This is a genomic window from Streptomyces sp. NPDC015125 (genome assembly GCF_043080045.1).
Classification (GTDB): Bacteria; Actinomycetota; Actinomycetes; order Streptomycetales; family Streptomycetaceae; genus Streptomyces.
Map to the genome: position 1 here is coordinate 36,754 of NZ_JBIBVF010000029.1, position 13,612 is coordinate 50,365.

Here is a 13,612-nt window from a genome sequence, read left to right on the forward strand (position 1 = left end):
TCGTCCGGGCGAACCCCTGTTGACCTGCAAGAATGCCTCTCCCCCAGGGCGTTGGTCACAATCCTGGGGGAGATTGGGTCGCGATCTCGTTAACGAGTGGTGCAGGCCACGCCGTGTCGCCGCCCGTATCCGAACGACCGCGATGGGTGTGCGCCGGGCGGTAGTTGGTCCGTTTTGTCGCGCTCCCTTGTGAGCGGCGCGGGGCCGGGCGCAGCTGCGCGCGCGGGCCCGGCCGCCACCCTCCGCTACGGGTCAGCTCGGCCGCGCGCCCTGCAGTTCAGTTCAGCTCGGCTCGGCTCAGCCGCTCGTGTTTGTGGTCGCGCTGAGCTCGTGTTTGTGGTCGCGCTGAGCTTCGCTTCCGCTGCGGGCAGGTGCCGGGCACTCGTACCTCGCACCCGACCTCCACCCTCCGCTCCAGCTCAGCTCAGCCGCTCGTGTTTTTGGTCGCGCTGAGCTTCGCTTCCGCTGCGGGCGGATGTCGGGCACTCGTACCTCGCACCCGACCTCCACCCTCCGCTACAGCTCAGCTCAGCCGCTCGATGACCATCGCCATGCCCTGGCCGCCGCCGACGCACATCGTCTCCAGGCCGAACTGCTTGTCGTGCCACTGGAGGGAGTTGATGAGGGTGGTGGTGATCCGGGCGCCGGTCATGCCGAAGGGGTGGCCGACGGCGATCGCGCCGCCGTTGACGTTCAGACGGTCCAGGTCGATGCCCAAGTCGCGGTAGGACGGGATCACCTGGGCGGCGAACGCCTCGTTGATCTCGACCAGGTCGATGTCGGAGACCGAGAGGCCGGCCCGCCGCAGCGCCTGCTTGCTGGCCTCGACCGGGCCGTAACCCATGATCTCGGGGGAGAGGCCGGAGACGCCGGTGGAGACGATCCGGGCCAGCGGGGTCAGGCCCAGCTCGCGCGCCTTGGTGTCGGACATGATGACCAGCGCCGCGGCACCGTCGTTCAGCGGGCAGCAGTTGCCGGCGGTCACCAGGCCGTCGGGTCGGAAGACCGGCTTGAGGCCGGAGACGCCCTCGACGGTGACGCCGGCGCGGGGGCCGTCGTCCTTGGCGACGACCGTGCCGTCGGGCAGCGTGACCGGGGTGATCTCCCGCTCCCAGAAACCGTCGTTGATCGCCTTCTCGGCGAGGTTCTGGGAGCGGACGCCGAACTCGTCCATGTCCTGGCGGGTGACGCCCTTGAGGCGGGCGAGGTTCTCCGCGGTCTGGCCCATGGAGATGTACGCGTCCGGGATCAGACCGTCCTCGCGCGGGTCGTGCCAGTCGGCGCCCTCCTGCTCGGCGCGCGCCGCGGTACGGGCCTCGGCGTCGGCGAAGAGCGGGTTGTGGGTGTCCGGCAGGCCGTCGGAGCTGCCCTTGATGCTGCGCGAGACGGTCTCGACACCGGCCGAGATGAAGACATCGCCCTCGCCGGCCTTGATGGCGTGCAGTGCCATGCGGGTCGTCTGGAGCGAGGAGGAACAGTAACGGGTGATGGTGCAGCCCGGGAGGTGGTCCATTCCCATCTGGACGGCCACGATGCGGCCGAGGTTGTGGCCCTGCTCGCCACCGGGGAGACCACAGCCGAGCATCAGGTCGTCGATGTCCTTGGGGTCCAGCTCGGGGACCTTGGCGAGGGCGGTCTCGATGATCTTCGCGGTCAGGTCGTCCGGACGCAGATCCTTGAGCGAGCCCTTGAAGGCGCGGCCGATCGGGGAGCGGGCGGCTGAGACGATCACGGCTTCGGGCATCACACGGCTCCAAGTGCGGGGAAAAGGGCGGACTGTGAGGGAAGTTACCTGCACGTAGTGCTGAGGTCACGGGGTCCGTGCTGTGATGCGGGCCTCTTTTCTAAGCGGGCGCTTATGGGAACGGCGAGGGGCCGCAGGGTATTCCCCGCGGCCCTCACCGACGGCCCTTGGTCGACCGCGTCTCACCGACGGCCCTTGGCCGACCGCCTCTCGCCGACGGCCCTTGGTCGACCGCCCCTCGCCGACGACAGTTCGCCGACGGCCCTTCGCCGACCGCCCCTCGCGGACCGCCGACCGCCGACCGCCTCTCGCCGACCGCCGCGCACCGCCCGGGATGTGCCGGGCGGCCGCCCCGTCACGGTGTGACCGAGGACGGGTCCGTAGGCTCCGGCGCCGGCAGTTGGCGGCGCCTGCGGTGCTTGAGCAGCGCCCAGGGCGCACGGCGGGAGGCGGTGACCTCCGTGCCGCCCTCGGAGGCCGCCTCGGCGGCCGCCTGCTCGACCGGCAGCAGACCCTCGCCGCGTGCGGGCTCCGGCTGTTCCTTCTCCGGCCACAGGCCGAGCGAGGCGCACAGCGTCGGCAGCACGGCCATCGCGGCGGTGGCATAGCCCTCGGCCGACGGGTGGTAGTTGTCCGGCCCGAACAGCTCCCGTGGACGCGCCTCGAATTCGGGGCCGAGCAGATCGCCGAGCGAGACCGTACGGCCGCCGCTCTCGACCACCCCGATGGTCTGGGCCGCGGCGAGCTGCCGGGAGAGCCGCCGGGCCACCCAGCGCAGCGGCTGGTAGACCGGCTCGATGGTGCCCAGGTCCGGGCAGGTACCGACGACCACCTCGCAGCCTGCCGCACGCAGTGCGCGCACCGCCTCGGAGAGGTGGCGGACGGACTGCGCGGGTGGCATCCGGTGGGTGACATCGTTCGCGCCGATCATGATGACGCAGACGTCCGGGGTCTCGGTGCCGTCCGCCAGCATCAGCTCCACCTGGCGTTCCAGGTCGTCCGACTGCGCCCCGGGCAGCGCCACATTGCGGAAGTCGACGGGTAGCTCCGAGAGCGCGGCCAGGCCGGAGGCGAGCAGCGCGCCGGGAGTCTGGCGGGCGCGGTGGACGCCCTGGCCCGCGGCGGTGGAGTCGCCGAGGAAGCCGAGCCGCAGCGGCGGGTGGTCGGTGCGGTGGTCGAAGGCGGCGCCGTAGCGGCCGTCGGCGCACGGCGGAATGTCGCTGGAGCCGCCGACCGTACGGCGCGCCAGCCGGACCTCGGTCAGCAGCACGCCGACGGTGGCCACCCCGAGCAGCCCGATTCCGCCGCCGCCGAAAGCAGCGGCGGTCGCGATCCGCCGGGCCACTCTGGCCCTGGACATCGTCATCGGCATGGGTCGGGCACCTCCCCGCGCAGTGCGGGCGCGCCCTGGCCCCGGGGGCCGGACGCGCTCTTGAATCGGCAAGAACTCCTACAACAGGGTGTTGCCCGTTCCTGCACGGAACGCAACTCTCTCCTCCTCTAACGGACCCGGGCAATAGGCTGGCCGCACGGGCGCAGGAGAGCGTGCCGCCCCCTACCGCGGAGACCACCGTGCAGTTTTACGATTCGATGATTGAGCTTGTCGGCAACACCCCGCTGGTGCGGCTCAACAACGTCACTCGAGGGATCCAGGCCACCGTCCTGGCGAAGATCGAGTACTTCAATCCCGGCGGCTCGGTCAAGGACCGGATCGCCGTGCGGATGATCGAGGCCGCCGAGCAGTCGGGTGAGCTGCAGCCGGGCGGCACGATCGTCGAGCCGACCTCCGGCAACACCGGTGTCGGCCTGGCGATCGTGGCCCAGAAAAAGGGTTACAAGTGCATCTTCGTCTGCCCGGACAAGGTGTCCACGGACAAGATCAATGTGCTGCGGGCCTACGGTGCCGAGGTGGTGGTCTGCCCGACCGCCGTGGATCCCGAGCACCCGGACTCGTACTACAACGTCTCGGACCGGCTGGTGCGCGAGACGCCCGGCGCCTGGAAGCCGGACCAGTACAGCAACCCGAACAACCCGCGCTCCCACTACGAGACCACCGGTCCCGAGCTGTGGGAGCAGACCGAGGGGCGGATCACCCACTTCGTGGCGGGTGTCGGCACCGGCGGCACGATCAGCGGCACCGGCCGCTATCTGAAGGACGCCAGTGACGGCAAGGTCAAGGTGATCGGCGCCGACCCGGAGGGCTCGGTCTACAGCGGCGGCTCCGGGCGCCCGTACCTGATCGAGGGCGTCGGTGAGGACTTCTGGCCGACCGCCTACGACCGCACCGTCGCGGACGAGATCGTGGCGGTCTCGGACAAGGACGCCTTTCAGATGACCCGGCGGCTGGCCAAGGAGGAGGGCCTGCTGGTCGGCGGCTCCTGCGGGATGGCCGTGGTGGGTGCGCTGGAGGTCGCCGCCAAGCTCGGCCCGGACGATGTGGTGGTCGTGCTGCTGCCGGACAGCGGCCGCGGCTACCTCTCCAAGATCTTCAACGACGAGTGGATGGCCGACTACGGCTTCCTGGAGGAGGGCGGCACCGCGGCCCGGGTCGGCGAGGTGCTCCAGCACAAGGAGGGCGCGCTGCCCTCGCTGGTGCACATGCACCCGGAGGAGACCGTCGGGGAGGCGATCGACGTGCTGCGCGAATACGGCGTCTCGCAGATGCCGATCGTCAAGCCGGGCGCCGGGCACCCGGACGTGATGGCCGCCGAGGTCGTCGGCTCGGTCGTCGAGCGCGAACTGCTCGATGCGCTGTTCACCCAGCGCGCCTCGCTGACCGACCCGCTGGAGAAGCACATGTGCCCGCCGCTGCCGCAGGTCGGCTCCGGCGAGCCGGTCGCCGATCTGATGGCGGTCCTGGAGAGCGCGGACGCGGCGATCGTCCTCGTCGAGGGCAAGCCGAAGGGCGTGGTGAGCCGGCAGGACCTGCTGGCCTATCTGGCGCGCGAGGCCGGCAAGTAGCAGCGGGACCCGGCGGCCGGGGCGCGGGGCGGCCACCGCCCGGCGCCCCGGCCGCCGTCCGGTTCCGCACCTGTCACGGCGTCAAGCAGACGTCAGGAAACGGGGCGTCGCCGCAAGGTGTACGTATGCGTCATGTGCTCGCAGCACGGGCTTAACACGCGTCGGGCACAGTGAGGTCACGGCGACAAGGACCTCCGGAGCGGCTCCCGGACCTCCACCGTCGCCACCGGATGCGACGACCGGCTTCACCCCGGAACGCGTCCCGTGCGGGGACCGCCGTCGTCCCGCCCCCGGCATTGCCGGGGTGCGGCGGTCCCCGCACCATCCGGCTCCCGCCAAAGCCTTCAGGCCCCCGCACCATCCGGCTCCCGCCAAAGCCTTCAGGCCCCCGCAGCCTTCAGCCTCCTGCAGCTTTCAGACCCTGCAGCCTTCAGCTTCCTGCGCCGTCGCGGCGGTCCGTGCGCGAGCGCACCAGCCTGTGCAGGCCTCCGCTCTGCACGGCGTTGACGCCGACGATCCCGGCCCAGCACATCAGCAGTCCCGGTTCCCCGGCCTGGCTCGCGGCGATCGCGGACAGCGGCACGGCCAGCACCAGCGAGAGCGCGGCGAGCCCGAACCGCTCCCAGGAGACCGGGCCGCCGCCCCCGGGGCGCGGCGGCCGGGCGCCGCGGGCCACCTGGACCTGCTGTTCGGCGAGTTGCCGCCGCACCCGCTGGTCGACGCTCCGCTCCAGCTTCTCCACGAAGGACTCCAGGAGTTCGGACTCGTACTCCGGTCCCAGTTCCTTGCGCGTCTGGAGGGTCGCGTCGAGTTCCTTGCGCAGCTCGGGGTCGTGGGTCGCCATGCCGCGAGAATACGGCTGCCGGGCGCGCGGCGCGGTAGGGCTAGCCCCCCGATCCGGCCGGATGCCGGTCCCCCTGGGGCACTGCCGGTCCGGCCGTGCGGGCCGTGTCGCGGCGGGCGGTCAGCCAGTACAGGACGGCCGGTACGGCGAGCCCCACGAGCCAGGAGACATCGGCGCCGCCGAGCGGTGCCACCAACGGGCCGGTGTAGAAGTGCGTGGCCAGGAACGGGAGCTGGGCGAGCACTCCGAGGACGTAGACCGTCAGCGCCCGCACGTTCCAGGCCCCGTAGCGGCCGGTGGGGTCGCTGAGCGCCGGGATGTCGTAGCGCTCCTTGGAGATCAGGTAGTAGTCGACGAGGTTGATCGCCGACCAGGGCGTGAAGAAGGTCAGCAGGAAGAGCAGGAAGTCCTTGAAGGACGTCAGGAACGAGTCCTTGCCCAGGAGGGCGACGGCGGTGCCGGCCACCATGATCCCGGCGATGTAGGCGGAGCGGCCGCGCGGGGTGAGGGTGCGCTGCCCACGGAAGCCGCTGACGCTGGTGACCAGCGACATGAACCCGCCATAGGTGTTGAGGATGTTGATGGTGAGTTTGCCGAGGGCGATGACGAAGTAGAGGACCGAGGCGATCAGGCCCGCGCCGCCCAGGCCGACGATATAGCTGACCTCGTGCCCCACGAATGCCGCCGGCGCCGCGGCGGCGGCCAGCGCGCCGAACGTCATCGACCACTGCGAGCCGAGCACCGAGCCGGACAGCGTCCACCAGAACGTGGCGCGCGCCGAGGTGTGCCGCGGCAGGTAGCGCGAGTAGTCCGCGACGTACGGGCCGAACGCCAGCTGCCAGGAGGCCGAGAGCGAGACGGCGAGCAGGAAGACCGGCAGCCCGAAGCGGTGGTCGGCGAGGAGCGTGCCGAGGTCGGTGCGCTGCAGCAGCCGGATGCCGAGATAGACGAAGGTCAGCGCGCAGACCAGACCGGCGATCTTGCCGAGGGTGTGGATCAGGCGGTAGCCGACGGCCGCGGCCACGGCGGTGACCGCGGCGAAGAGGACGATCCCGGGGGTCTCGCCGAGGTGCGTCAGCTCGCCGACGGCCTGCCCGGCCAGCACGCTGCCGCTGGCGAAGAACCCGATGTACATCACGATGACCAGCGCCAGCGGGACCACCGCGCCGCGCACCCCGAACTGGGCCCGCGAGGTGATCATCTGCGGCAGTCCGAGCCGTGGTCCCTGGGCGGAGTGCAGCGCCATCACCGCACCGCCCAGGAGGTTGCCGAGCAGCAGCCCGATCAGCGACCAGAAGGCGTTCGCCCCGAAGACGACGGCCAGCGCGCCGGTGACGACGGCGGTGATCTGGAGGTTGGCGCCCAGCCAGAGCGTGAACTGGCTGACCGCGCTGCCGTGCCGTTCGTCGTCGGGGACGACGTCGATGGAACGCCGTTCGACCACACCTGCCATGAGTCCGCCTCGCATCGCCGCCTGTATGGGTTCATGCAGGATCGATGGCGGTGAATGGAAGGTCAATAGGTGGGAGGTAATTCGTGGTGAGGGGGTGGGGTGGGCCGGGCTGTCGGCGGGCGGGCTTGCCGGCGGCCGGGCGGCCGGCGGCCACCGGCGGTCGGGTGCCGGGTTCCGGGTGCCGCACTCCGGCCGCCGGGAAGCGGGCCGCGGGCCGCGGGTCGCCGGGGCGCCCGGCCGTTCAGGCCGCGGTCGTCCCGTCCGTCGGCCGCAGCTCGTCCGCGTACGAGACCGAGACCCGGCGCATCAGCCCGTCCTCGGTGATGTCGTACTGGCCCAGCCGCCACAGCGGCGGCGAGTAGGCGTGCACCGACACCGCATCGTCGCTCGCCCCGGTGAGCCGGTGGATGTGGTCCGGGCCGAAGGAGAAGGAGGCGCCCGCGCCGACCGCGGTGGCCAGATGCTCGCCGCCGATCCGGGGGTTGGACTCGGTCAGTACGCCCTGGACGACATGGACCGCCCCGGAGGAGAGATCGTGGTCGTGCCAGCCGGTGTCGTTCTGCCGGGTCCAGCACAGCAGCCAGACATCGACGAACTCGTCGCGGTGCAGGGAGGCGTAGTGGCGCTCGGTGTCCGAGAAGGCGACCTGTTCACGCCACAGGTCCGGGCGGGTGGCGAGCTCCTCGACCAGGGCCCGCAGCTCGCGCTTGTCGAGGTTGCGTTCGGGCAGTGCGGAGAACGGCTCCTCGCCGTCGGGGACCTCGCGGGCGGTGGCGGCCAGGGAGGTGCGGTACGTCATGGGCGGGCTCCTTTCGTCGGGCCCAGCAGGCGGGCCGGGTTGGCGGTGCGCAGGGCGTGGACGGCGGCATCCGCGCCGAGGTCGGGGAGGACGGGTTCGGCATAGGGGCGGTCACTGCCGCTGACGACGACGTCGATGCCCGCGGCCCGGACGACCGCGTCGACCGCGCGGGTCCCGTACGAGGACGTCTCGTAGAACGCCTTGCAGTCCACCCGGCCGCGCTCCCGGCCGCCGCCACGGGCGACCAGTCGTTCGCCGTGCAGCGGGGCCAGGCCGGCCAGGGCCGCAAAGCACACCCGCAGATCCGGGTGGCGCGGCCGGCCGAAGGCGCGGAAGGCGAACCAGGAGGCGTGCAGCTGCTGGAGGTAGGGGACCAGGGCGGGCCACCAGGCGGGCGCGTCCTGGCCTGCGGACGGGGCCGGTCCGGGGTGGATGAACAGCGGCGCGTCCTGCTCGGCGGCGGCGTCCAGCAGCGGCGCGCAGCGGGCCCACCCGGCGGCGTCGAGCAGGGCGGTGGCGGGCAGTTGCAGCCCCACGCAGCCGCGGGCCAGCTCGCGCCGCAGCGCGTCGGCGTCCGGCTCGGGTGCGGACAGGCAGGCCGAGGCCCAGGCGCCGAAGGGGGCGGGCAGGTCCAGCGCACCGTCGTGGAAGGCGGCGAGCAGCGGTGCGGCCTCGGCGGGCGGCAGATATTCGATGCCGAGCGGGCTGGAGAGCGACACCAGGGCCAGATCGAGGCCGTCGGCGCGGGCGAGCCGGGCGCGGGCCGCGATGTCGTGGTCGGCGGGGTCGACGGTGTACGGGGGCTCGCCCGGCAGGTGCAGCGTCCAGCCGTCCAGCCGCGGTGGCGCACTGCGGGACCGCAGCAGCGCGAGGAACTCGGGCGGCCAGATGTGCTGGTGGACGTCGGTGGGCACGGGCCTCCCTCGGGGTGCGGGGCGGTGGTGCGGGCGCTGGTGCGAGCGGTGGTGCGGGGCGCTGGTGCGGGCGGTGGTGCGAGCGGTGGTGCGGGGCGGTGTGGTGCATGGGTCGTGGCCGGCGCCCTGGGTCGCTTGCTCAACCGGTTCACTTAACCGCTTAACTGATGCGTTTAAGTGAACCGCTTAACCGAGAGTGCTGTCAAGGTCGTGCCGGATCCGGCAGGCCGTTGCCGTCCCCGGGGAGCCGCCCGGCGGGCGCCGCATCGTGACCGGGTGCCGCGCCCTCCTTGGGTAGGCTTCCGGGCATGGCCAGGCCCAATAAGCGCACCACCCTCCGCGAGGTGGCCGAGGCCACCGGCCTCTCCACCGCGGCCGTCTCCTACGCGTTGCGCGGCAAGCATGTCTCCAAGGAAACCGAGGAGCGGGTGCGCAAGGCCGCCGCCGACCTCGGCTACGAGGCCGATCCGATCGCCCGCGCCCTCGCCAGCGGCCGTACGAGCACGGTCGGCGTGCTCGCCGGTGATCTGCAGGACCTCTGGCAGCAGCAGCTGATGGCGGCGATAGGGCGTGAGCTGCTGGCCGGCGACCGCTATGCGCTGATCCTGGACGCGGGCGGCGACCCCGGACGGGAGCTGACCCTCGCCAAGCAGTTGCGCGACCAGCGGGTGGACGGCCTGCTGGTCTCGCCCGTCGACCCGTCCGCCGAGGGCTGGTCGGCGATCGCCGACGCCGTGCCGGTGGTCTCCATCGGCGACGCGCTGAGCCGGGCCCGTACGGCGGGCGAGGTGCTCTTCGACAACCGGGCCGGCATCGACGCCGTCCTGGACTACCTCCGGGGCCTGGGCCACCGCAGGGTCACCGTGCTGACCCCCACCGGCCCCTCCACCCCCGACCGCCCCGCCGATGTCTATGTGCGCGAGGCCGCCGACCGCCTCGGCATCGAGGCCGAAGTGCTGCCCTGCCCGCAGGAGTTGGGCGAGGCGACCGCGATGGCCCGCCGGGTCCTGGCCAACAGCCCGGACGGCCGCCGGCCGGCCGGTCCCGTCCCGGTCACCGCCGTCTTCTGTTTCTCCGACTCCATCGCCTACGGGGTCTACGCGGCCGCCGCCGAGGCCTCCCTCACCGTCGGCCGTGACCTCTCGGTCGTCGGCTTCGACGACCATCCCGTCTCCCGGGTCCTCACCCCGCCTCTGACCACCGTCGACTGGGGTCTGAGCGAGATCGCCAAGGGAGCCGCCCGGCTCGCGGTCGCCGCCATCGAGGGCCGCCGGGTCCGCCGCAAGCGCATCCTGTGCGCCCCGCGTCTCTCGGAACGGGGGTCGGCGGTGGCGGTGGCGGTGCGGGAGTAGGCCGGATGAGCCGGATGAGCCGGACGAGCCAGCCGGCTGGGGACCGCCATCAAGCGGAAGAACGGCCAACGTACGGCAAGACGGCGCACGTCAGGTACCGCGCCGAGGGCGCCACGGTGACCGTGCGGGCGACCCGTAGCTTCCGTCGCTCGGTGTCTTCGCGCGGAGCGTGGCGGTCGAGAGCTCCTTCCGGTGCGCCAACGACAAGATCAAGGATTATGTGGTGCCCGGTGGGATAGGCGGCCGTCCAGCAGGCGCCGAGACCGGATGTGCCGCGGGCGCCCACGGCGGGGCCTTACGGAGGTCTGGTCTCCGGCGCGGTGCTTTCGCTTCCGATTGCTGATGATGGGCAAGAAATGAGAAAGGCGCTGATCGCCGGAGTTCTCGTGGTCGTGGTCGTCTTCGCGCTCACGCACACCGTGTTCTCCGGTTTGACGGAACCTGCCCGGCTTGTGCTGGGCATCGTGGCCGGAGCGGTCGTCGGAGGGGTGCTGCGCGGCGTGCAGCTGCGCAGATGACCTGAGAGGCGGGGGGCGGGGCAGGGCCGTGGTGCCCGGCCCGCCTTGCGCTGTTCTCCCGCGTCCGGTCCCCGGGTGCTCCCGCGTCCGGTCCCCGGCTGCGGAGCCCCGCGCCGGGGAGCAGACTGGTGCCGGATGCTCCGGTACGGTCGGTACGGCCGGTGCGGGTGTGCCGGTGGTCGGCCGACAGGCGGATGGGCGGGTCCTCGATGAAGCGTTCCGCGGCAAGAGACGTCACGGCAGACGTCACGGCAGACGTCACGGCAGATGCCACGGCAGATGTCACGGCGGCGAGCGGAGCCGCCCCGGTGGACGGTGCCGTACCGGGTACCACGCTGGGGGAGTCCGCGCCGGGCGAGTCCGCGCCAGGGGAGCCCGCGGACCGGCTGGAGGCCCACCGCACCGAGCTGACCGGCTACTGCTACCGGATGCTGGGCTCGGCGTTCGAGGCCGAGGACGCCGTGCAGGAGACGATGGTGCGGGCGTGGCGGAGCTACGACCGGTTCGAGGGGCGGGCGTCCCTGCGGTCCTGGCTCTACCGGATCGCCACGAATGTGTGCCTGGACCTGCTCAAGGGCGGTCAGCGCCGGGCGCGGCCGATGGATCTCGCCTCCCCGTCGAGCGTGGACACCCCGATCGGCACGGGGCTGCCCGAGGCGACCTGGATCGGGCCCGTACCGGACCAGCGGGTGCTGGCGTCCGCGGGGGACCCGGCGGAGACCGCCGTCGCCCGGGAGTCGGTCCGCCTGGCGTTCATCGCCGCGCTGCAGCGGCTGGCGCCCCGGCAGCGGGCGGTGCTGATCCTCCGGGAGGTGCTCAGCTGGTCGGCGAGTGAGGTCGCCGAGCTGCTGGGAAGCTCGGTCGCCTCGGTCAACAGCGCCCTGCAGCGGGCCCGCGCGACCCTCGCCGCGTCCGGTGACACCGCCGCCGACGTGGCGCAGCAGCCGCTGGACGACGCTCAGCAGGCGCTGCTCCGGCGCTATGTCGACGCTTTCGAACGGTTCGACATGGACGCGCTCACGGCCGTGCTGCACGAGGACTCCACGCTGTCCATGCCGCCGTTCGAGCTGTGGCTGCACGGCCGCGACGACATCGTGAAGTGGATGCTGGGGCCGGGCTGCGGCTGCGAGGGGTCGCATCTGGTGCCGGTCACGGCGAACGGCCGGCCGGCGTTCGGGCAGTACCGCGCGGACGGCGAGCCCTGGGCGATCCAGGTCATCGAGACGGCGGACGGCCGGATCACCGCACTGCAGTGCTTCCTCGACACCGAGCGGCTGTTCCCGCTGTTCGGCCTGCCGCTCCGCCATGGCGGCCCGCCGCCCGTATGAGGCGTGCGGCCGCCGCCGGGCCTCAGCTCACCTGGTGCTTCTTCAGCCAGGCGTCGGCCACCCGGTCCGGGTCCTGCTTCTCCTTGTCGACCAGGCGGTTGAGCTCGGTGAGGTGCGCGGTGGTGAGGGCATTGCCCAGACGGGCCAGCGCCTTGCGGACCTTGGAGTCGGCCTTGCGGGCGGCGATCAGCGGGACGATGTGCTGGGCGGGGATGAGGTGCTTGGGGTCTTCGAGCAGGACCCAGCCGTTCGCCGCGGTGTCGACATCGGTGGTGAAGATGTTGGCGATGTCGATGTCGCCCTTCTTCAGCGCGCCCTTGACCAGCGGCCCGGACGAGTCCAGCGCCCTGAACTCCTTGAATTCCACGCCGTACTGGTCCTTGAGGCCGACGACCCCGACGACTCGCTTCTTCATCTCGGCGGCCGCGCCGAACACCAGCTTGCCGTTGACCTTGCGCAGATCGGCGAGCGTCTTGAGGCCGTAGCGGTCGGCGGTCGCGCGGGTCACCGCGAAGCTGTCGCGGTCCTCGGCGGCCGCGTAGGGCAGGACTTCGAGGCCGTCGGGGAGCACGCCGGCCAGCGCGTTCTGCATCGCGCCCGCCTCGGTCTCGGTGGCCTTCTTGTCGAGGTAGAGCAGCAGGCTGCCCTGGTATTCGGGGAGCAGATCGATATCGCCGGAGCGCAGCGCGGGGACCACGATCTCGCGGGAGCCGAGGTTGGGCTTGACGGTGGTCTTGACCCCGGCGGCGTTCAGGACGCCCGCGTAGAGGTAGCCGAGGATCTGGTTCTCGGTGAAGTTGGCGGTGCCGATGACCAGCCCGCCGCTGCTGTTGCCGCTGTCGCCGCCGGCGCCGTCCCCCTTGAGGGAGGTGATGCCGGAGGAACAGGCGGCCAGCAGCGGGGCCGAGGCGCCGGCGAGGAGAGCGGTCAAGGCGGTACGACGGTTCATGGCGGGGCTCCTCGGTGCGTACGGAAGGGGCGGGGCGGCGCAGGCGTTCAGCGTGCGGTGGCCGGGCGGCAGGCGTTCAGCGTGCGGTGGCCGGGCGGCCGCGGAACAGCAGCCGGGTCAGCCCGCCCAGCGCCAGGTCGGCGACGACGGCGAGCACGGCGACCAGGGCCGCACCGCCGAGGACCTGCACCAGGTCGCGCTGCGCCAGCCCGTCGAAGACATAGCGGCCCAGCCCGCCGAAGCTGACATAGGCGGCGATGGTGGCGGTGGCGACGACCTGCACGGTCGCCAGCCGCACGCCGGTCATGATCAGCGGGAGCGCGAGCGGGAGTTCGACCTGCCACAGGACCTGGCGGCCGCGCAGCCCGACGCCCTTGGCGGCGTCCTTGACCTCGGGGTCGACGGCGGCCATCCCCGCATACGTATTGGTGATGATCACCGGCACGGCGAGCGCGACCAGCGACACATACACCGGCCACACGCTCAGCCCGCCCGCGAGGAAGACCAGGGTGACCAGGCCGACGGTGGGCAGCGCCCGGCCGAAGGAGGAGAGATTGACGGCGAGGAAGGCGCCACGGCCGGTGTGCCCGATGAGCAGGCCGATGGGCAGCGCGATCACGGCCGCGGCGAGGGTGGCGAGCACCGAGTACTCCAGGTGCTCCAGGATGCGGGCGGCGATGCCCTCGGGGCCCGACCACTGGGCCGGACTGGTCAGCCAGACGGCGAGGTTCTTCAGGAGTTCGAGCATCG

The 13,612-nt window shown here is 72.1% G+C and carries 12 protein-coding genes; 4 read left to right on the forward strand and 8 right to left on the reverse strand.

What is annotated here, in order from left to right:
* Positions 1 to 523 precede the first annotated feature (523 nt).
* Both ACF088_RS37375 and ACF088_RS37380 read right to left on the reverse strand, forming a co-directional pair.
* Positions 524 to 1,744 (reverse strand): acetyl-CoA C-acetyltransferase, encoded by a 1,221-nt coding sequence (locus ACF088_RS37375; RefSeq protein WP_392380415.1) that lies wholly within the window; start codon positions 1,742 to 1,744, stop codon positions 524 to 526.
* A 355-nt stretch (positions 1,745 to 2,099) separates the two neighbouring features.
* Positions 2,100 to 3,116 carry an SGNH/GDSL hydrolase family protein gene (locus tag ACF088_RS37380; protein WP_392380416.1) on the reverse strand — a complete coding sequence of 339 codons (1,017 nt, stop codon included), beginning with the start codon at positions 3,114 to 3,116 and terminating at the stop codon, positions 2,100 to 2,102.
* A 200-nt stretch (positions 3,117 to 3,316) separates the two neighbouring features.
* Here ACF088_RS37380 and ACF088_RS37385 point away from each other — a divergent pair, with 200 nt between their 5' ends.
* Positions 3,317 to 4,705, forward strand: coding sequence for a cystathionine beta-synthase (locus tag ACF088_RS37385; protein WP_392380417.1), 1,389 nt, complete (start codon positions 3,317 to 3,319; stop codon positions 4,703 to 4,705).
* A gap of 430 nt (positions 4,706 to 5,135) precedes the next feature.
* Here the strand turns inward: ACF088_RS37385 and ACF088_RS37390 are convergent, their stop codons facing one another.
* From ACF088_RS37390 to ACF088_RS37405, 4 genes are all read right to left on the reverse strand, one after another.
* Entirely contained in the window at positions 5,136 to 5,549 is a 414-nt protein-coding gene (locus ACF088_RS37390) for a hypothetical protein (RefSeq protein ID WP_392380418.1), read from the reverse strand.
* Positions 5,550 to 5,589: 40 nt separating this feature from the next.
* A complete protein-coding gene (locus ACF088_RS37395; protein ID WP_392380419.1) occupies positions 5,590 to 7,002 on the reverse strand; it encodes a purine-cytosine permease family protein in 1,413 nt (470 codons plus the stop codon).
* A gap of 241 nt (positions 7,003 to 7,243) precedes the next feature.
* Positions 7,244 to 7,801, reverse strand: coding sequence for a cysteine dioxygenase (locus ACF088_RS37400; RefSeq protein ID WP_392380420.1), 558 nt, complete (start codon positions 7,799 to 7,801; stop codon positions 7,244 to 7,246).
* The gene (locus ACF088_RS37405) at positions 7,798 to 8,715 is read right to left on the reverse strand and encodes an amidohydrolase (protein WP_392380421.1); all 918 of its coding nucleotides are present in this window, start codon (positions 8,713 to 8,715) and stop codon (positions 7,798 to 7,800) included. Before ACF088_RS37405 ends, ACF088_RS37400 begins: the two co-directional genes overlap by 4 nt.
* 308 nt (positions 8,716 to 9,023) lie before the next feature.
* On the opposite strand from ACF088_RS37405, the gene ACF088_RS37410 reads away from it, so the two are divergent.
* The 3 genes from ACF088_RS37410 to ACF088_RS37420 all read left to right on the forward strand — a co-directional run bounded on the left by ACF088_RS37410 (position 9,024) and on the right by ACF088_RS37420 (position 11,913).
* Positions 9,024 to 10,067, forward strand: coding sequence for a LacI family DNA-binding transcriptional regulator (locus tag ACF088_RS37410; protein WP_392380423.1), 1,044 nt, complete (start codon positions 9,024 to 9,026; stop codon positions 10,065 to 10,067).
* A gap of 356 nt (positions 10,068 to 10,423) precedes the next feature.
* Positions 10,424 to 10,585: a hypothetical protein gene (locus ACF088_RS37415; protein ID WP_392380425.1), complete on the forward strand. Its 162-nt coding sequence runs from the start codon at positions 10,424 to 10,426 to the stop codon at positions 10,583 to 10,585.
* 308 nt (positions 10,586 to 10,893) lie between these two features.
* Positions 10,894 to 11,913, forward strand: a complete 1,020-nt coding sequence (locus ACF088_RS37420; RefSeq protein ID WP_392380426.1) for a sigma-70 family RNA polymerase sigma factor — start codon at positions 10,894 to 10,896, stop codon at positions 11,911 to 11,913.
* A 22-nt stretch (positions 11,914 to 11,935) separates the two neighbouring features.
* Here ACF088_RS37420 and ACF088_RS37425 read toward each other — a convergent pair whose 3' ends face one another.
* Both ACF088_RS37425 and ACF088_RS37430 read right to left on the reverse strand, forming a co-directional pair.
* The gene (locus tag ACF088_RS37425; RefSeq protein ID WP_392380427.1) at positions 11,936 to 12,862 is read right to left on the reverse strand and encodes an ABC transporter substrate-binding protein; all 927 of its coding nucleotides are present in this window, start codon (positions 12,860 to 12,862) and stop codon (positions 11,936 to 11,938) included.
* A gap of 76 nt (positions 12,863 to 12,938) precedes the next feature.
* A complete protein-coding gene (locus ACF088_RS37430) occupies positions 12,939 to 13,610 on the reverse strand; it encodes an ABC transporter permease (RefSeq protein WP_392380428.1) in 672 nt (223 codons plus the stop codon).
* Positions 13,611 to 13,612 lie beyond the last annotated feature (2 nt).